The sequence below is a fragment of the Duganella rhizosphaerae genome (genome assembly GCF_040364205.1).
GTDB classification, from domain to species: Bacteria; Pseudomonadota; Gammaproteobacteria; order Burkholderiales; family Burkholderiaceae_D; genus Rugamonas; species Rugamonas rhizosphaerae.
In genome coordinates, this window is record NZ_BPWK01000002.1 from 137,254 (window position 1) to 153,446 (window position 16,193).

Below are 16,193 nucleotides of genomic sequence, written 5' to 3' on the forward strand. Positions count from 1 at the left end.
AAGCAGCCGGGTGGGGGACCGCCCCATTATCCACGCTCTGCCGCAGCGTGGATAGCAGGGGCGTCCCGCCCAGGCTTACTTGGTGACGGTACGGGTACCGACCACTTCGACCGTCACGCGGCGGTTCTTGGCGCGGCCTTCGGCCGTGCGGTTGTCCGCCAGCGGCTGGGTCTCGCCCTTGCCCTCGGTGTAGATGCGCGAGGCGTCCACGCCCTTGCTCACCAGGTAGGCCTTGACCGCTTCGGCGCGGCGCAGCGACAGCTTCTGGTTGTAGTCGTTCGCGCCCACCGAGTCGGTATGGCCGACGGTGACCATCACCTCGGTGTTCATGCCTTGCAGCTGCACCAGCAGCTGGTCCAGCGCGGCCTTGCCGTCCGGCTTGACGGCCGACTTGTCGAAATCAAACAGCGCTTCGGCGGCGAACGATACCTTCTCCGACGTCGGCTGCGGCGCTTTCGGCGGCGGCGGTGGCGGCTGCGGCGTTACCGCAGGCGGCGGGGCCGGTTCGGCGGCCGGCGGCGGCACGTACACCGGCGCGCTCTGCGCCGGACGGCCCAGCTTGTAGACCAGGCTGACCGACAGCAGGTCGACATTGCCGCGATTGCCGACGGCGTCGTTGACGCGGTAGCGCTCCACTTCACCGCGCAGCGCCAGCGCTTCGCTCAGCTTGTACTCCAGGCCCAGGCCGGCCTTGGGATTGAACTTGTGCTCGCTCTGATTGGGACCGGTCACCGCCGCCAGGCGGTTGCCGCTGAAATGCGTGCTGGTCTTGGCGTAGTTGGCGCCGACCCGGCCCAGCAGCGACAGCCGCTCGGACAAGGGCAGCTGCGCCAGCAGGTCCAGGTTGGCGCCGCGGAAGCCGGCTTCGCCGTTGAGCACGCCGTTGCCGGAGGTGGTGGCGTTGAAGCCGAACTTACCCAGGTCGAAGTAGCCCAGCTCCACAGCCAGGTAGCGGTTCAGCTGCTTGCCGACAAACAGCTTGTAGCCGGTGTCGCGCTCGTCCGTGTTGAAGGCGGTGACGCTGGCGCCGTTCGCTTGCAGGCTGGTGGTCAGACGCTGCTGGTCGATGTTGGCGCGCGAGCGGCCGACGCCCGCGCCCAGGTACCAGGCGCTGTTGGCCCAGTCCGGGTTGACGAAGGGTTCTTCCGCTTGCGCTACCTGCATGGCGAGCATGGCGCAGGCGAGCGCGCTCAGTGTTCCGATTTTTTTGGTGATGGTCATGATGTGGTCCCTGAGAGGTGAGCGTTTATTTGGCGATCTGGTTGTTGCGCAGCGTGACGGCGGCGGCGGTCAGCACGCGGCCATTGAGCAGCGTGGTGTTGTCGCCCACCGTGATCGCGGCCGACTGACCGAGGATGGTGCCTTTGAAGACGCTGTTGGCGCCCAGCGTGGTGGGGCCGACCGGCAGCCAGCTCACATTGCCCGCGGTGGCGCCGTTGCTCAGGGCGACGATCGAATTGGCGGTCGAGTTCAGCGTCAGCGCGGTGCGGAAGATGTACACGCCGGGACCGCTGAGCGTCAGGGTGCCGGTGATGTTGATGGCGCCCGAGTAGCAGTAGACGCCCGGCGCGAAGGTCTGGCCGCCGAGGTCGATGTCGCCGGCAAAGCTGACGTCGCAAGTGCGGCCGTTGGCGTTGCTGATGGCGGTTTGCAGGTCGGCCAGGGCGCCGGCCAGGATGGCGCCGGATTTGTAGTTGGTGAAACCGGCCACCAGCGTCGGATCGGTGGTTTGCGACGGCGAACCGACGTTACCGGTGATCAGCGTGGTGCCGCCGGCGTTGTTGGTCAGCGAGGTGCCGGCCAGGACGGCGAAGCTGGCGGCGCCGCCCAGCGGGACCGGCAGTGCAACCGGTGGCAGCACGATGACGGATGCCACGGTCAGCGTCGCGCTGGCCGATTTTGCGCCGACGGTGGCGGTGATGGTGGCGTTGCCGGCGGTAATGCCGGTGGCGACGCCATTGGCGACTACGGTGGCGATCAACGGGCTGTTCGAGCTCCAGGCTGCGCTGTTGGTGATCAAGGCGGTGCTGCTATCCGAGTAGGTGGCGGTGGCGACGAATTGCTGCTGGCCGCCGATCAGGACGCTGGCGGTCAATGGCGTGACGGTGATGCTGGTCAGCGTTGCGGCGGGCACGGTCACGGTGGTGGTCGCGCTCTTGCCGTTGGTGCTGACGGTGATGACCGAACTGCCCGATGCGGCGCCGGTAACCAGGCCGCCGCTGCTGACGGTGGCGCTGGCTGGCGTGGCCGAGCTGAAGGTCGCGCCGACGGTCAAGTCCTGGGTGGAGGAGTCCGAATAGGTGCCGATGACGGCCAGCTGGCGCGTGGCGGCAATCTGCACGGTCGGCGCTTGCGGCGTGACGGCGATGCTGGTCAAGGTCAGGCCGGGCACGGTGACGGTGGTGGCCGCGCTCTTGCCGGCGCTGGTGGCGGTGACCACCGAGCTGCCGAGGCCGGCGCCGGTGACCAGGCCGCCGCTGCTGACGGTGGCGCTGGCAGGCGTGGCCGACACGAAGGTCGAGCTGCCGGTCAGGTCTTTGGTGGTGGCGTCGGAATAGGTGCCGAGCACGGTCAGTTGGCGGCTGGCGGCAATCTGCACGGTCGGGTTTTGCGGCGTGACGGCGATCGACAGCAGCACGGCCGGGGTGACGGTCAGCGTGGCCGAGGCGGTCTTGCCGTTGAAGGCGGCGCTGATGACTGAACTGCCGACGCTGGCGCTGGTGGCGAGGCCGGTGCCGGCGGCGACGCTGGCGACGGCCGGCGTGGCGGAGCTCCAGGCGGCGGTGACGGCCTGGGTGGAGCCGTCGCTATAGGTGGCGCTGGCGCTGAACTGCTGGGTCGTGCCGAGCGCGATGCTCGGCGCCTGCGGCGTCACCGCCAGCGAGACCAGCGTGGCGGCCGGCAGGCCGAGGATGGGATCGCGCCCCTGGTCGCCGCCGCCGCATCCTGCCAGCAGGGCGGCGGCAAGCAGGCCGACGGAACAGATTAGAGTCTGGGTAGATCTTTGCAGGAATTTCATGATGTTTCCTTTGTGCTGAAACAGTGGACCAACTAGCAGCCTTCGTTGTGTACGAAAGGCAAGTGGTCCACGATGTCATGCCCGGCCGGACCGGTATGTACGCTAGCGCTCTTAGTCGGGGACGCTGAGGCATCCTTACAACGGATACAAAAAATATAAAAAAGAAATGTTTGTAAGGACGGGGTGATGTCATGTGACCAACACGAGCCGCGCATGGGCGCGGCATCCCGTTCACATAACCAAGGAAGACCTCAGATGAAACCTTACTTTCTCGCCAAGACCGTGCTGGCCGCCAGCATCGGCCTGTCCGCCTGCGCCGCCCAGGCGGCCGACGTCACCTTCACCTTCACCAATACCGCGCCGGCAGGCGGTGTCGGCGTCGCGCCGCTGTGGCTGGGCCTGCATAACGGCAGCTTCGACAGCTTTGATGTGGGCGGCGCGGCGTCGGTGGCGATCGAGCGCGCCGCCGAGGACGGCAACGCCGGCGTGCTGACCTCCAACTTCGCCAGCCAGGTCGCCGGCGGCCGCCAGACCACGCTGCCGAACGGCCCGCGCTTCCCCGGCGCCAGCAGCACGTTCACGCTGCACAACGTCGACCTGAACGGCGCCAACCGCTACCTGAGCTACGCCGCGATGGTCGTGCTCAGCAACGATTTCTTTATTGGTAATGACAACGCCAAGGCGATCGACCTGTCGTCGCTGGCGGCGGGCGGCCAGTTGTCGCTGGCGCTGGGCGGCGCCGGCCATGTGTACGATGCCGGCACCGAGCAGAACAACTTTGCTTACTCGCTGGCCAATGGCGCCTACGGCATCGGCGGTGGGCAGAAGGGGCCGAACCAGGGGATAGACGAGCACGGCGTGGTGCATGTCGCGACCGGCAATCCATACCTGAGCTTTGTCGACGACGGCAATTACGTGCCGGCCAACTTCGACTGGACCGCGCTGAACTTCAATAACCAGCAATCCATCGGCCGCCTCGATATCTCGGTGACGGCCGTGCCGGAGCCGGAAACCTATGCGATGCTGTTGGGCGGCCTCGGCCTGCTGGGTTTTGTCGCGCGCCGCCGCAAGGGCAGTGGCGCTTAACACCGGCGCTTAAGTGACACCTGCGCCGGGAATGTCGCGCGCGTTTATTCCTGGCGCACCCACACTTGCGAGCGGCCCAGCATCGGCACGCCGATGTAGCCGCGCACGCTCAGTTTCTTGCCGCTGTCGGTCAGGTGCATTTTGCTGCGGTAGACCTTGCCGTTGTCCGGGTCGAGGATCTCGCCGCCGTTATATTCGTCGCCGTCTTTTTTCAAGCCGGTCATGATCACCAGGCCGATGACCGGTTGATCCTTGCGCGCGCCTTCGCACTTTTCGCATTTCGGATTCTGGTCTTCGCTTGGTGCGCGGAACAGTTGTTCGATCTTGCCCTGCAGCGCGCCGTTGCTTTCGGTGATGCGGATCAGCGCCTTGGGCTTGCCGCTGACGTCGTCGATATTTTTCCACAGGCCGATGGGCGAGGCGTCGTCGGCGAAGGCGGGGGCGATGGACAGCAGGGCCGCAACCGCCAGGCCCAGGAATTTCAAAGTACGCATGTGAGTCTCCAGGTGATTTTTTGTCCGAAGAGTGTAGCAAGAAAATGACCGGTCGTACTATTTTCGTGGTTTTTACACAAATAATCTAAAACAAGATAATATGTGTAAATGAAAAAGACACCCGAACAGCATAACCTGCTCGAACAGATGCGCCAGGTCGCCGACGGCCTGGGCAAGACCCTGGCGCCGTTCTGCGAAGTGGTGCTGCACGATCTGACCGATCCCGAGCACGCCATCCTGGCGATCCACAACAACCTGTCCGGCCGCGCGATCGGCGCGCCGGCCACCGAGCTGGGGCTGGCGCGCGCCGCCGATCCCGACGTCGCCCAGGTGATCGCCAACTACCCCAACACCTTCGCCGACGGCCGCCGCGCCAAAAGCACCTCGATCGGCATCAAGGACAGCGAAGGCCGGTACGTCGCCGCGCTGTGCATGAACGTCGACCTGACGGTGTTCCGCAGCCTGAACACCCTGCTGACCCAGTTCAGCGCGGTCGACAACGATTCCGCCGTGCGCGAGACGCTGGAGCCGGCCGGCGCCGACGCCATTCGCGCCCGCATCGACCAGTTTGCCGCGCGCCTGGCCACCACGCCGCGCGCGCTGAAGGCCGAGGAACGCAAGGCGCTGATGCGCGAGCTGAAGGAATCCGGCCTGGGCGATGTGCGCCGCGCCATGGATATCGTCGCCAATTACCTGAACGTCTCGCGCGCCACGGTGTACAACGATGCCCGCGATGTCCAATAACCACGCCACCCTGCTGCTGCTGGACCGCGACCAGGCCGCCGCGCTGTTGCAGCCCGACGAGGTACTGGCCGCCGTGCGCGAATCCTTCCGGCTGCACGCCAGCGGCGACGGCCGCATCTTCCCGCTGGTGCGCGAGGCGCTGCCGGCCGGCGTGTTCGGCATCAAGTCCGGCGGCGTGATGACGCAGGACCTGCTGGGCATGAAGGCGGCCGGCTTCTGGCCCGGCAACCGCCAGCACGGCGCCGACGGCCACCAGGCCACGATCATGCTGTTCGACCCGGCCAGCGGACGGCCGCAATGCCTGATCGACGGCAACGCCGTCACCACCACCCGCACCGCCGCCGCCGGCGCCCTGGGCTTGCTGGCGCTGGCGCGGCCGGACAGCGCGACGCTGTGCGTGTTTGGCACCGGTGTGCAGGGCACGGCGCATGTCGACTACGCGCTGCGCGTGCTGCCCGGCTTGCGGCAGGTGTTCTACCTGACATCGGACGGCCGCCGCGATCCCCAATTTGAAGCGCGCTTCGCGCAGCGCTGTGACATCGCCCCCGGCGCCAGCGCCGACGCGGCGGTGGCGGCGAGCGACATCGTCATCACCGCCACCACCGGACGCGGCGCGCTGTTCTCGGCGCAGGCCGTGCGTTCCGGCACCCATTTGAACTGCGTCGGCAGCGACACGCGCGGCAAGCGCGAACTGCCGGAAGGCATGCTGGCGCTGGCCGACATCTGGGTCGACGACCTGGCGCAGGCGCTCAGCATCGGCGAGCTGCAATGGGCGCCGCAAACCCCGGTGCAGGAATTGGGTGCGCTGCTGGCGGCCGACGCGCCCGCGCGCCACGGCATCGCGGCGGACGCCATCACCATCTTCGACATGACGGGCATCGCCCTGCAGGATCTTTCGGTGGCGCGCATGCTGCAGCGGCGCGCTTTGGCAACTGGCACGGGCAGCAACATCGCCTGGCCCTGGTAAGACTAGAAAAAATACGAGGAAATACGAGGAACATGATGAGCGAACTGAAACTCCCTACCTACGCCGACGTGCTCGCCGCATCGGAACGCATCGCCGGCCACGCCCACCATACGCCGGTGGCCACCTCGCGCACCGCCAATGAAGAGCTGGGCGCCGAGGTGTTCTTCAAATGCGAGAACATGCAGCGCATGGGCGCGTTCAAATTCCGCGGCGGCTACAACGCGCTGGCGCGCTTCACGCCCGAGCAGCGCCGCGCCGGCGTGGTGGCGTTTTCGTCGGGGAACCATGCGCAGGCGATCGCGCTGGCGGCCAAATTGCTGGGCATTCCGGCCACCATCGTCATGCCGCTGGACGCACCGGCCTCGAAGGTTGCCGCCACGCGCGGCTACGGCGCGCAAGTGGTGAGCTACGACCGCTACACCGAAGACCGCGAACAGATCGGCCGCGACCTGGCGCACAAGCACGGCCTGACGCTGATCCCGCCCTACGACCATCCGGACGTGATCGCCGGGCAGGGCACGGCGGCCAAGGAATTGCTGGAGACCGTGGGCCACCTGGACGCGCTGTTCGTCTGCCTGGGCGGTGGCGGTTTGCTGAGCGGCTCGGCGCTGGCGGCGCGCGCGATCTCGCCGTCGACCAGGATCTACGGCGTGGAGCCGGAAGCGGGCAACGACGGCCAGCAATCGTTCCGCAGCGGCAGCATCGTGCATATCGAAACGCCCAAGACCATCGCCGACGGCGCGCAGACCCAGCACCTGGGCAACCTGACTTTCCCCATCATCAAGCGCGATGTGGACGATATCCTGACCGTCAGCGACGAGCAGCTGCGCCACGAAATGCGCTTCATCGCGGCGCGCATGAAGATGGTGGTGGAGCCGACCGGCTGCCTGGGCTTCGCCGCCGCGCGGGCGATGAAGGACCAGCTGCAAGGCCAGCGCATCGGCGTGATCATCAGCGGCGGCAACGTCGACATCGACCGTTACGCCGCCTTGCTGGCGCACTAGCCAGCTATATATCAGGCCTATTTTTCAGGCATATTTTTTCTGCTTGAAGTCGCGCAGTATCTCGTGCGCCGCGTTGTGCCCCGGCGCGCCGGTCACGCCTCCGCCGGGGTGGGTGCCGGCGCCGCAGGTGTACAGGCCGGCGATCGGGCCGCGATAGTCGGCGTGACCCAGCATCGGCCGCGCCGAGAACAGCTGGTCCAGCCCCAGCGCGCCGTGGAAGATGTCGCCGCCGACCAGGCCGAAGGTGCGCTCCAGGTCGAGCGGACTCATGATCTGCCGGCCCAGCACGGACTGCTTGAAGTTGGGCGCGTACTTGTTGACCGTATCGATCATCAAGTCGGCCACGGTGTCGCGGTGCTCGTCCCAGCTGGCGCCGTCGGGCAGCTGCGGCGCAACGTGCTGACAGAACAGGCTGGCGACATGCTGGCCGGGCGGCGCCAGCGTAGGGTCCAGCGTGGACGGAATCAACACCTCGACGATCGGTTTGCGCGCCCAGCCCAGCGCGCGGGCGTCGTGGTAGGCCCGCTCCATGTAGTCGAGGCTGGGGGCGATGATGATGCCGCTGCCATGATGTTCCGCCATCGCCTTGCCGGGCAGGCAGCTGAAGTCCGGCAGCTCCGACAGCGCCACGTTCATGCGGAAGGTGCCGGAGCCGCAACGCCAGCCTTCCATGCGGCGCAGGAAGTCGGCGGGCAGGGCGGCCGGATCGACCAATGACGTGTACAGCAGGCGCGGATTCAGGTTGGACACCACCACCCGCGCATCGAGCCGCTCGCCTTGCGCGGTGACGACGCCCACCGCGCGGCCCCGGCCTTGATCCTGACTCAGTAGCACTTCGCGCACGCCGCAGCCGGTGCGGATCTCGACCCCGCGCTCTTCGGCCGCCTTGGCCATCGCCTGCGTGATGGCGCCCATGCCGCCGATGGCATGGCCCCACGCGCCTTTCTTGCCGTTCACCTCGCCGAACACATGGTGCAGCAGCACGTAGGCGGAACCGGGCGTGTACGGGCTGGCGTAGTTGCCGACGATGCTGTCGAAGCCGAAGGCGGCCTTGATCGGCGCGCTGTCGAACCAGCCATCCAGATAGTCGCCGGCCGATTTGGTGAACAGGTCGAGCAGTTCGCGCTGGGTGGCCAGCGGAAGCTTGCGCATGCGGTTGCCCAGGCCGCCGGCCTTGATCAGTTCGGGCAGGGCGCTGAGCCAGTTGCCCTGGACCAGGTTGGGCGGCGTTTGCAGCACCGTGTCGCGCAGCAGTTCGGCGGCGACCTCCAGATGTTCGCCATAAGCTTGCAGGCGGTCGGCGTCACGCTGGGAAAACTTGGCTACTTCCTCGGCGGTCTTGCCGGGGCCGATTTTAAGATAGCGGCCGTCGTCCAGCGGCAGGAAGTTCGACAGCGGGCGTTCGACGATCTTCAACCCATGCTTGACCAGCTCCAGGTCGCGGATCACCTTGGGATTGAGCAGCGACACGGTGTACGCCGCCACGGAGTTGCGGAAGCCCGGATGGAATTCCTCGGTCACCGCTGCGCCGCCGACCACGGTGCGTTGTTCCAGCACCGTCACCTTCAAGCCCGCCTTGGCCAAGTAGTGGGCACACACCAGGCCGTTGTGGCCGCCGCCGATAATGATCACGTCGCGCATCGATACTCTCCTCGAATTCAGTAGCATCATTGTGCTGACGGTTTCGGCAAATTGCATTGCGCAAGCGGACGAACTGCGGGAATATACTGAGCAAAATGACGAATATCTCGGCAAAAGGAAAAATATGGACGATATCGATCAGCAACTGCTGGCCTTGCTGCGCGAAAACGCGCGCGCCACCACGAGCGAGCTGGCGCGCAAGCTCGGGCTGTCGCGCACGACGGTGCAAAGCCGCATCGACCGGCTGGAGCGTTCCGGCGTCGTGATCGGCTACACGGTGCGCACCAGCGCCGACTATCGTGCCGGACTGGTGCGCGCGCTGGTGATGATCACGGCCACGCCCAAGCTGACGCCCGGCATCGAAAGCGCCTTGCGCAAGCTCGCCCATGTGCGCACGCTGCATTCGGTGAACGGGATATACGATTTCATCGCCGGCGTGGAAGCCGGCTCGGTGGAAGAACTGGACGGCGTGGTCGACCGCATCGGTGCGCTCGACGGCGTGGAGCGCACCGCCACCTCGATTCTGATGACGACCCGCATCGACCGCTAGCTCCGACAACCCCGCATGCGTAAGCAATACGCCAGCGATACCGCTTAGGGGTCTGACCCCGTACGGGGTCAGACCCCACCTTGCTGTGCGGGGTAAAAAAAAAGCCGCGCGGCTTGCACCGGGCGGCTCTTGCTTTGCAGCGCTGAACTTATCAGGCGGCTGGCAGCTTGGCGAATTGCTCGCGCATCTTGTCCAGCGTGGCCGAGAAGTTGGCAACGCGTTCCTTCTCCTGCGCCACCACCTCGGCCGGCGCGCGGGCGACGAAGCTCTCGTTCGACAGCTTGCCGTTGGCCTTGTTGATCTCGCCTTCAACGCGGGCGATCTCCTTGGCCAGACGCTCGCGCTCGGCCTTCACGTCGATCTCCACCTTCAGCATCAGCTTGGTCGTGCCGACGATGGACACGGCGGCCGGCGATTCCGGCAGCGCATCGACGATCTGCACTTCGGCCAGCTTGCCCAGCGACTGGATGTACGGTGCGAACACTTCCATCGCCGCCTTGTCGGCCGCATTGGTCGGCTCGACGATCAGCGGCACGCGCAGCGACGGCGCCAGCTGCATTTCGCCGCGCAGGTTGCGGGTCGCATCGGTCAGCGCCTTCAGCTGCTGCATCCAGGCCTCGGCCGATTCATCGATGGCGGCGGTGTTGGCGATCGGGTAAGGCTGCATCATGATCGAATCGCCAGTTTTGCCGGCCAGCGGCGCGACAGCCTGCCACAGCGCTTCGGTGACGAACGGAATGATCGGATGCGCCAGGCGCAGCACCACTTCCAGCACGCGCAGCAGCGTGTGGCGGGTGGCGCGTTGCTGGCCTTCGGTGCCGCTTTGCACCTGGACCTTGGCCACTTCCAGATACCAGTCGCAGTACTCGTCCCAGACGAACTTGTAGATGGTCGAGGCGATGTTGTCGAAGCGGTAGTCTTCGAAGCCCTTGGCCACGTCCAGCTCGGCTTTTTGCAGCAGCGAGATGATCCACTTGTCGGCGTTCGACAGGTCGGCCACGCTCGCGCTGCAATCCTTGTCTTCGGTGTTCATCAGCACGAAGCGGGTGGCGTTCCACAGCTTGTTGCAGAAGTTGCGATAGCCTTCGGCGCGGCCCAGGTCGAAGTTGATGTTGCGGCCCAGCGAGGCGTAGGACGCCATCGTGAAGCGCACCGCATCGGTACCGTAGGCGGCGATGCCCTCTGGGAACTCCTTGCGGGTGGCCTTTTCGATCTTGGTGGCGTCTTTCGGGTTCATCAGGCCGGTGGTGCGTTTCTCCACCAGCGCATCGATGCCGATGCCGTCGATCAGGTCGATCGGATCCAGCGTGTTGCCCTTGGACTTGGACATCTTCTGGCCGGTCGAGTCGCGCACCAGGCCGTGCACGTACACGGTCTCGAACGGTACTTTGCCGGTGAAGTGCGCGGTCATCATGACCATGCGCGCCACCCAGAAGAAGATGATGTCGAAACCGGTCACCAGCACCGACGACGGCAGGAAGGCCTTGATGTCAGGCGTTTCTTCCGGCCAGCCCAGCGTGGAGAACGGTACCAGCGCGGACGAGAACCACGTGTCGAGCACGTCGTTGTCGCGGCGCAGCGGGCCGGTGCTGCCCTTGGCGGCCGCCTGCGCGATCGCTTCGGCTTCGGTCTTGGCGACGAAGATGTTGCCGGCCTCGTCGTACCAGGCCGGGATTTGGTGGCCCCACCACAGCTGACGCGAGATGCACCAGTCCTGGATGTTGTTGAGCCACTGGTTGTAGGTGGTGCTCCAGTTTTCCGGCACGAACTTGATCTCGCCGCTGGCGACCTTGTCCAGCGCGGTTTCGGCGATCGATTTGCCCGGGAAGAAAGTGCCTTCCGGCGCCGGCTTGCTCATGGCGACGAACCACTGGTCGGTCAGCATCGGTTCGATGATGACGCCGGTGCGATCGCCGCGCGGCACCATCAGCTTGTGCGGCTTGACTTGTTCCAGCAGGCCTTGCGCGTCCAGGTCGGCGACGATCTGCTTGCGCGCCACGAAGCGGTCCATGCCGCGATACGCTTCCGGCGCTTCGTCGTTGATCTTCGCTTCCAGCGTCATGATGGTCAGCAGCGGCAGCTTGTGGCGCTGGCCGACGGCGTAGTCGTTCAGGTCGTGCGCAGGGGTGATCTTGACGCAGCCGGTGCCGAATTCCTTGTCGACGTATTCGTCGGCGATGATCGGGATTTCGCGGTCGGTCAGCGGCAGCTTGAGCATCTTGCCGACCAGCGGCAGGTAGCGCTCGTCGGTCGGGTCCACCGCCACGGCGACGTCGCCCAGCATGGTTTCAGGACGGGTGGTGGCCACGGTCAGTGTGCCGCTGCCATCGGCCAGCGGGTACTTGATGTACCACATCGAACCGTCTTCCTCTTCCGACACCACTTCCAGGTCGGAGACGGCGGTGCCCAGCACCGGATCCCAGTTGACCAGGCGCTTGCCGCGGTAGATCAGGCCCTGCTCGTGCAGGCGCACGAAGACGTCGGTGACGACCTTCGAACGCGGCTCGTCCATCGTGAAGTATTCGCGTTTCCAGTCCGGCGAGGTGCCCAGGCGGCGCATCTGGCCGGTGATGGTGGAGCCGGATTTCTCTTTCCACTCCCAGACTTTCTTGACGAACTCTTCGCGGCCGAGGTCGTGGCGCGAGATTTTCTGCGCGTCCAGCTGGCGCTCCACCACGATCTGGGTGGCGATGCCGGCGTGGTCGGTGCCCGGGATCCAGGCGGTGTTATGCCCCAGCATGCGGTGGTAGCGGGTCAGGCCGTCCATGATGGTCTGGTTGAAGGCATGGCCCATGTGCAGGGTGCCGGTCACGTTCGGCGGCGGCAGCTGGGTGCTGAAAGAAGGTTTGCCGGCGTCGATGGTGGCGGTGTAGTAACCGCGCTGTTCCCACTCGGTACGCCAGAATTGTTCAATGTCGGCAGGCTCGAAAGACTTGGCTAATTCCATGATTTGGCAGATTAAATTTGGGAAAACAGCCATTATAGATGACGCGGCAAGCCACGAGCACATTAGCGGCTTGTTAAACTCTGGACATTTCCGGTCCGGATGTCGAATTACGCAAGTTTTTTGACTCGGCCCATCGAAGAGCATACCGTTGCCTGTCCTAATAATGTTTTTTTGACATGGAGACGGAAATGACAACTCGCATCATTGCTGTGCTGATCGCAGGCTTATTCGCCGGTGCATCGGCTTCCGCGCTGGCCCAATCCGACAAGGTCTGGATCAGCGTCGGCGACGCCGCCTATGCGCAATTGCAAAAAGTCGCACCACAGGTGCTGGCGCGCGAAAGCCGTGCCAGCTTCGCGGCCTCGGCCGGCCAGGAGAAACTGCACCTGGTCGAAGTCGACGAGCAGCAGATGCTCGCGTTGTCGGCCGCCGTGCACCGCAAGCTGCGCCGTTGCGGCGGCTTCATGTTCCACGCCAGCGAGGCGGCCGGCATCGCCGCGCTGACGCCGGCCAAGGCCCAGGGCCAGGGCCGTGCTGCGCAGCTGGCCGCGGCGCGGCCGTCCTACGTGATCGACCAGCAGAGCGTGGTCAATCCCATGCTGACGCAAATGCAGGCCAGTAACATCGGCCAGACCATCGTCGACATGTCGTCCTACGCCAACCGCTACTACACCACCAACAACGGCGTCAACGCGTCGAACTGGCTCAAGCAGCGCTGGACCACCATGGCGGCCGGCCGCAGCGACATCGCCGTGACCCAGTACACGCACGCGTCCTGGCCGCAGAAATCGGTGATCCTGACCATCACCGGCACCGACAATCCGAACGAAGTGGTGGTGCTGGGCGGCCACCTCGATTCGATCAACCAGTCCGGCACCAGCGAGACCACCAAGGCGCCCGGCGCCGACGACGACGCCTCCGGCATCGCCAGCATGACCGAGGTGCTGCGGGTGATGATCGCCAGCGGCTACAAGCCGCGCCGCACCATCAAGATGATCGGCTACGCCGCCGAGGAAGTGGGCCTGCGCGGCTCGCAGGACATCGCCCAGAACCACAAGGCCAACAACGTCAACGTGGTCGGCGTGATGCAGCTCGACATGACCAACTACAAGGGATCGGTCAACGACATCTACCTGTACACCGACTACACCGACAGCGCGCAGAACACCTTCGTCGGCAACCTGATCACGACCTACCTGCCGACCCTGAAGATCGGCTACGACAAGTGCGGCTACGCCTGCTCCGACCATGCGTCGTGGACCTCGGCCGGCTACTGGTCGTCGATGCCGTTCGAGGCGGCGATGGGCGAGGACGATCCCTACATCCACACCGCCAACGACACCTACGCCAACACCGGCAACCAGGCCGACCACGCGCTCAAGTTCGCGCGCATGGCGCTGGCCTACGCGGTCGAGCTGGGCAGCGACGGCGCCGGCGTGACGCCGCCGGCCGACCACACCGAGACCTTCACCGGCACCCTGACCAAGGGCCAGACCCGCGCCTACGGTCCGTATGCGGTGGCGGCCAACGGCAGCTTCAAGGCCACGCTCAGCGGCAGCGGCGACACCGACCTGTACGTGCGCAAGGCCGGCCCGGCCAGCACCGCCAGCTACGACTGCAAGTCCGACGGCCCGACCAGCACCGAGAGCTGCAGCGTGTCGTACAGCGCCAACGGCAACGCCTACGTGCTGTTGAACGGCTACTCGGCATCGAGCTACACGCTGACCGTGACCTACCCGCAGCAATAGAGATGATGGGGCGGCCGGCTTGTTGCGGCCGCCCCACCTGGGGTATTCTTGAGCGATACATAACAGGAGACCCCGATGCCCAGCTTTGAAACCGTGACCCTCAGCGTTGAAGACCATATCGCCACCGTGCGCCTGAACCGTCCGGAAAAATTGAACGCCATGAACCTGGCGATGTGGAACGACATCCGCAGCGCCTTCCAGCACATCGACGCCACGCCGGAGATCCGCGTGGCGATCCTGGAAGGCGAGGGCAAGGCCTTCACCGCCGGCATCGACCTGCAGATGATGATGGGCCTGGGCCCGCAGATCCGCGACGACTGCGACGGCCGCACGCGCGAGAACCTGCGCCGCGTGATCCTCGACCTGCAGGACACGCTGACCAGCCTGGAGCGCTGCCGCAAGCCGGTGCTGGCCGCCGTGCACGGCGCCTGCGTCGGCGGCGGCATCGACCTGATCTGCTGCGCCGACATGCGCTACTGCTCGGCCGACGCCTGGTTCACCATCAAGGAGATCGACATCGGCATGACCGCCGACGTCGGCACCCTGCAGCGCCTGCCTAGGCTGATCGGCGACGGCATGGCGCGCGAACTGGCCTACACGGCGCGCAAGGTCGACGCGGCCGAAGCGAAAGAGATCCGTCTGGTCAACCGCGTGTACGACACGCCGGAAGCGCTGCGTGTAGGCGTGCGCGCGATCGCCGCCGAAATCGCGGCCAAGGCGCCGCTGGCGATCCGCGGCGTGAAGGAAATGATCACCTACGCCCGCGACCACTCGGTGGCAGACGGCCTCAACTACAACGCCACCTGGAACGCCGCCATGCTGATGTCGGCCGATTTGCAGGAAGCCATGATGTCCGGGATGAGCAAGCGCCCGCCAGCATTCAAGGATTAGAGAATGAATTGCTAGGCAATTTTGTTCGTTTTAGCGCCACTATGTGGGGCTGGCACAGGCAGGTTTTCGAGTTGCAGAGCTGTGATAGTCGCGATTAACGCGTCACGTCCGTTGACAATGGCTTCCTCCACCGTCTCACCGTCGGAGATGCAGACGGAGAAGTCCGGATAACTGATTAGAAAACCTCCGCCTTCGTCCTGTGTCAACGGGCGGATTTCATAAGGATATTCATCCAGGTTGTTCATCGCGAGCTCCCTTTTACAAACGCCACAAATTGGCGCACATAAACAGGTTTAATGGCCAGTCCTGTGGATGAGCCGACATGGCGGCAAACAGCTTTTCCGCAGTGTTCATCGTATTGCTCTCGATTGGGTAGGTCAAGCTCAGCACAGAGCTTGGATTTACCTTATCAGAACCGATTTTTCGGGAGCGCAGTTTGCCGTGGCGCAGAGGGGTATCCGGCATGAGCAAACACCTGCAAACCACTGCAAGTCTTAGACGTTGCTCGCGACGGCCGTCACGGCCATGCTGTTCTTGCCGCCCAGAGATGCCTCGGCAAGCGCGTCGAGCTCGCGCTGCATGGTGGCGATCGACGGCGGTTCTGGTGCGTCCACCCACCACGCCATCGCCTCGACGACGCCGCCGGCCACGAAGCGGGCCACCCACGGATGCGCCGCTGCCGGATGCTTCCTCCGTTGCAGTTCGATCTCCACCAGCTGGCACACCATGGTCCTGAAGCGGCGCGCGACGCCGTGTCCGCCACGGCGGCCGATGGCGGCGCGGAACACTTCGCGCTGCTGCGCCATGTGCTCCAGCAGCCCGGGCAGGAAGCGACAGTCCGCGTGGCCAGCCTGCGCCGCCTGCGCCGCGATCATGTCGCGCAAGTCGTTCATGCCTTCCGCCAGCAGCTCGTCCTTGCTCTGGTAGTGCATGTAGAAGGTCGATCGACCCACGTTGGCCCGGTCGCAAATTTCCTGGATGGTCATCTCGTCCCAGCCGCGCGGCGCCATCAAGTCCAGCATCGCGTCGCGCAGCGCCGCCTTGGTTTTGAGGACGCGGCGGTCCGGTTCTGGTTTGCTGGCGGTCATGGCGTTCCTGGACA

General features: G+C 65.2%; 15 protein-coding genes. 7 read left to right on the forward strand and 8 right to left on the reverse strand.

Features of this window, described 5'->3' with window-relative positions; all coding sequences use genetic code 11:
• Positions 1 to 75: 75 nt before the first annotated feature.
• Both RUGAMON1_RS04500 and RUGAMON1_RS04505 read right to left on the reverse strand, forming a co-directional pair.
• Positions 76 to 1,221, reverse strand: a complete 1,146-nt coding sequence (locus tag RUGAMON1_RS04500) for an OmpA family protein (RefSeq protein ID WP_445229373.1) — start codon at positions 1,219 to 1,221, stop codon at positions 76 to 78.
• Positions 1,222 to 1,246: 25 nt separating this feature from the next.
• Positions 1,247 to 3,019, reverse strand: coding sequence for an Ig-like domain-containing protein (locus RUGAMON1_RS04505; protein ID WP_445229374.1), 1,773 nt, complete (start codon positions 3,017 to 3,019; stop codon positions 1,247 to 1,249).
• A gap of 255 nt (positions 3,020 to 3,274) precedes the next feature.
• Between RUGAMON1_RS04505 and RUGAMON1_RS04510 the strand changes: the two genes are divergently transcribed.
• The gene (locus RUGAMON1_RS04510; RefSeq protein WP_445229375.1) at positions 3,275 to 4,105 is read left to right on the forward strand and encodes an FxDxF family PEP-CTERM protein; all 831 of its coding nucleotides are present in this window, start codon (positions 3,275 to 3,277) and stop codon (positions 4,103 to 4,105) included.
• Between the two features lie 44 nt (positions 4,106 to 4,149).
• Here the strand turns inward: RUGAMON1_RS04510 and RUGAMON1_RS04515 are convergent, their stop codons facing one another.
• Entirely contained in the window at positions 4,150 to 4,599 is a 450-nt protein-coding gene (locus RUGAMON1_RS04515; protein ID WP_445229376.1) for a DUF2147 domain-containing protein, read from the reverse strand.
• A 108-nt stretch (positions 4,600 to 4,707) separates the two neighbouring features.
• Between RUGAMON1_RS04515 and RUGAMON1_RS04520 the strand changes: the two genes are divergently transcribed.
• From RUGAMON1_RS04520 to RUGAMON1_RS04530, 3 genes are read left to right on the forward strand one after another with little or no spacing between them, the layout of a single operon-like run.
• Complete coding sequence (locus RUGAMON1_RS04520; RefSeq protein WP_445229377.1) at positions 4,708 to 5,343, forward strand: helix-turn-helix transcriptional regulator; 636 nt, start codon at positions 4,708 to 4,710, stop codon at positions 5,341 to 5,343.
• The gene (locus tag RUGAMON1_RS04525) at positions 5,324 to 6,310 is read left to right on the forward strand and encodes an ornithine cyclodeaminase family protein (protein ID WP_510167295.1); all 987 of its coding nucleotides are present in this window, start codon (positions 5,324 to 5,326) and stop codon (positions 6,308 to 6,310) included. Before RUGAMON1_RS04520 ends, RUGAMON1_RS04525 begins: the two co-directional genes overlap by 20 nt.
• A gap of 35 nt (positions 6,311 to 6,345) precedes the next feature.
• Positions 6,346 to 7,314: a threo-3-hydroxy-L-aspartate ammonia-lyase gene (locus RUGAMON1_RS04530; RefSeq protein WP_445229877.1), complete on the forward strand. Its 969-nt coding sequence runs from the start codon at positions 6,346 to 6,348 to the stop codon at positions 7,312 to 7,314.
• A gap of 24 nt (positions 7,315 to 7,338) precedes the next feature.
• On the opposite strand, the gene RUGAMON1_RS04535 is transcribed toward RUGAMON1_RS04530, so the two are convergent.
• Positions 7,339 to 8,955, reverse strand: a complete 1,617-nt coding sequence (locus RUGAMON1_RS04535; protein WP_445229379.1) for a phytoene desaturase family protein — start codon at positions 8,953 to 8,955, stop codon at positions 7,339 to 7,341.
• Positions 8,956 to 9,079: 124 nt separating this feature from the next.
• Here RUGAMON1_RS04535 and RUGAMON1_RS04540 point away from each other — a divergent pair, with 124 nt between their 5' ends.
• A complete protein-coding gene (locus tag RUGAMON1_RS04540) occupies positions 9,080 to 9,505 on the forward strand; it encodes an Lrp/AsnC family transcriptional regulator (RefSeq protein WP_445229380.1) in 426 nt (141 codons plus the stop codon).
• 151 nt (positions 9,506 to 9,656) lie between these two features.
• On the opposite strand, the gene RUGAMON1_RS04545 is transcribed toward RUGAMON1_RS04540, so the two are convergent.
• Positions 9,657 to 12,452: a valine--tRNA ligase gene (locus RUGAMON1_RS04545; RefSeq protein ID WP_445229381.1), complete on the reverse strand. Its 2,796-nt coding sequence runs from the start codon at positions 12,450 to 12,452 to the stop codon at positions 9,657 to 9,659.
• Between the two features lie 188 nt (positions 12,453 to 12,640).
• Between RUGAMON1_RS04545 and RUGAMON1_RS04550 the strand changes: the two genes are divergently transcribed.
• Together RUGAMON1_RS04550 and RUGAMON1_RS04555 are read left to right on the forward strand one after the other, a co-directional pair.
• The gene (locus tag RUGAMON1_RS04550; RefSeq protein WP_445229382.1) at positions 12,641 to 14,200 is read left to right on the forward strand and encodes a M20/M25/M40 family metallo-hydrolase; all 1,560 of its coding nucleotides are present in this window, start codon (positions 12,641 to 12,643) and stop codon (positions 14,198 to 14,200) included.
• A gap of 75 nt (positions 14,201 to 14,275) precedes the next feature.
• Positions 14,276 to 15,091 (forward strand): crotonase/enoyl-CoA hydratase family protein, encoded by an 816-nt coding sequence (locus RUGAMON1_RS04555; protein WP_445229383.1) that lies wholly within the window; start codon positions 14,276 to 14,278, stop codon positions 15,089 to 15,091.
• Between the two features lie 11 nt (positions 15,092 to 15,102).
• On the opposite strand, the gene RUGAMON1_RS04560 is transcribed toward RUGAMON1_RS04555, so the two are convergent.
• The 3 genes from RUGAMON1_RS04560 to RUGAMON1_RS04570 are packed head-to-tail and all read right to left on the reverse strand — an operon-like array spanning position 15,103 to position 16,179.
• Positions 15,103 to 15,336, reverse strand: a complete 234-nt coding sequence (locus RUGAMON1_RS04560; protein WP_445229384.1) for a type II toxin-antitoxin system HicB family antitoxin — start codon at positions 15,334 to 15,336, stop codon at positions 15,103 to 15,105.
• Positions 15,337 to 15,349: 13 nt separating this feature from the next.
• Positions 15,350 to 15,556, reverse strand: coding sequence for a hypothetical protein (locus RUGAMON1_RS04565; protein WP_445229385.1), 207 nt, complete (start codon positions 15,554 to 15,556; stop codon positions 15,350 to 15,352).
• A 29-nt stretch (positions 15,557 to 15,585) separates the two neighbouring features.
• A complete protein-coding gene (locus RUGAMON1_RS04570; protein ID WP_445229386.1) occupies positions 15,586 to 16,179 on the reverse strand; it encodes a TetR/AcrR family transcriptional regulator in 594 nt (197 codons plus the stop codon).
• Between the last annotated feature and the right edge of the window lie 14 nt (positions 16,180 to 16,193).

What these genes read in the sequence shown, in the direction of transcription:
- RUGAMON1_RS04500 (WP_445229373.1), bottom strand. Translation starts at nt 1,221, where the DNA reads ATGACCATCACCAAAAAAATCGGAACACTGAGCGCGCTCGCCTGCGCC.
- RUGAMON1_RS04505 (WP_445229374.1), bottom strand. Translation starts at nt 3,019, where the DNA reads ATGAAATTCCTGCAAAGATCTACCCAGACTCTAATCTGTTCCGTCGGC.
- RUGAMON1_RS04510 (WP_445229375.1), top strand. Translation starts at nt 3,275, where the DNA reads ATGAAACCTTACTTTCTCGCCAAGACCGTGCTGGCCGCCAGCATCGGC.
- RUGAMON1_RS04515 (WP_445229376.1), bottom strand. Translation starts at nt 4,599, where the DNA reads ATGCGTACTTTGAAATTCCTGGGCCTGGCGGTTGCGGCCCTGCTGTCC.
- RUGAMON1_RS04520 (WP_445229377.1), top strand. Translation starts at nt 4,708, where the DNA reads ATGAAAAAGACACCCGAACAGCATAACCTGCTCGAACAGATGCGCCAG.
- RUGAMON1_RS04525 (WP_510167295.1), top strand. Translation starts at nt 5,324, where the DNA reads ATGCCCGCGATGTCCAATAACCACGCCACCCTGCTGCTGCTGGACCGC.
- RUGAMON1_RS04530 (WP_445229877.1), top strand. Translation starts at nt 6,346, where the DNA reads ATGAGCGAACTGAAACTCCCTACCTACGCCGACGTGCTCGCCGCATCG.
- RUGAMON1_RS04535 (WP_445229379.1), bottom strand. Translation starts at nt 8,955, where the DNA reads ATGCGCGACGTGATCATTATCGGCGGCGGCCACAACGGCCTGGTGTGT.
- RUGAMON1_RS04540 (WP_445229380.1), top strand. Translation starts at nt 9,080, where the DNA reads ATGGACGATATCGATCAGCAACTGCTGGCCTTGCTGCGCGAAAACGCG.
- RUGAMON1_RS04545 (WP_445229381.1), bottom strand. Translation starts at nt 12,452, where the DNA reads ATGGAATTAGCCAAGTCTTTCGAGCCTGCCGACATTGAACAATTCTGG.
- RUGAMON1_RS04550 (WP_445229382.1), top strand. Translation starts at nt 12,641, where the DNA reads ATGACAACTCGCATCATTGCTGTGCTGATCGCAGGCTTATTCGCCGGT.
- RUGAMON1_RS04555 (WP_445229383.1), top strand. Translation starts at nt 14,276, where the DNA reads ATGCCCAGCTTTGAAACCGTGACCCTCAGCGTTGAAGACCATATCGCC.
- RUGAMON1_RS04560 (WP_445229384.1), bottom strand. Translation starts at nt 15,336, where the DNA reads ATGAACAACCTGGATGAATATCCTTATGAAATCCGCCCGTTGACACAG.
- RUGAMON1_RS04565 (WP_445229385.1), bottom strand. Translation starts at nt 15,556, where the DNA reads ATGCCGGATACCCCTCTGCGCCACGGCAAACTGCGCTCCCGAAAAATC.
- RUGAMON1_RS04570 (WP_445229386.1), bottom strand. Translation starts at nt 16,179, where the DNA reads ATGACCGCCAGCAAACCAGAACCGGACCGCCGCGTCCTCAAAACCAAG.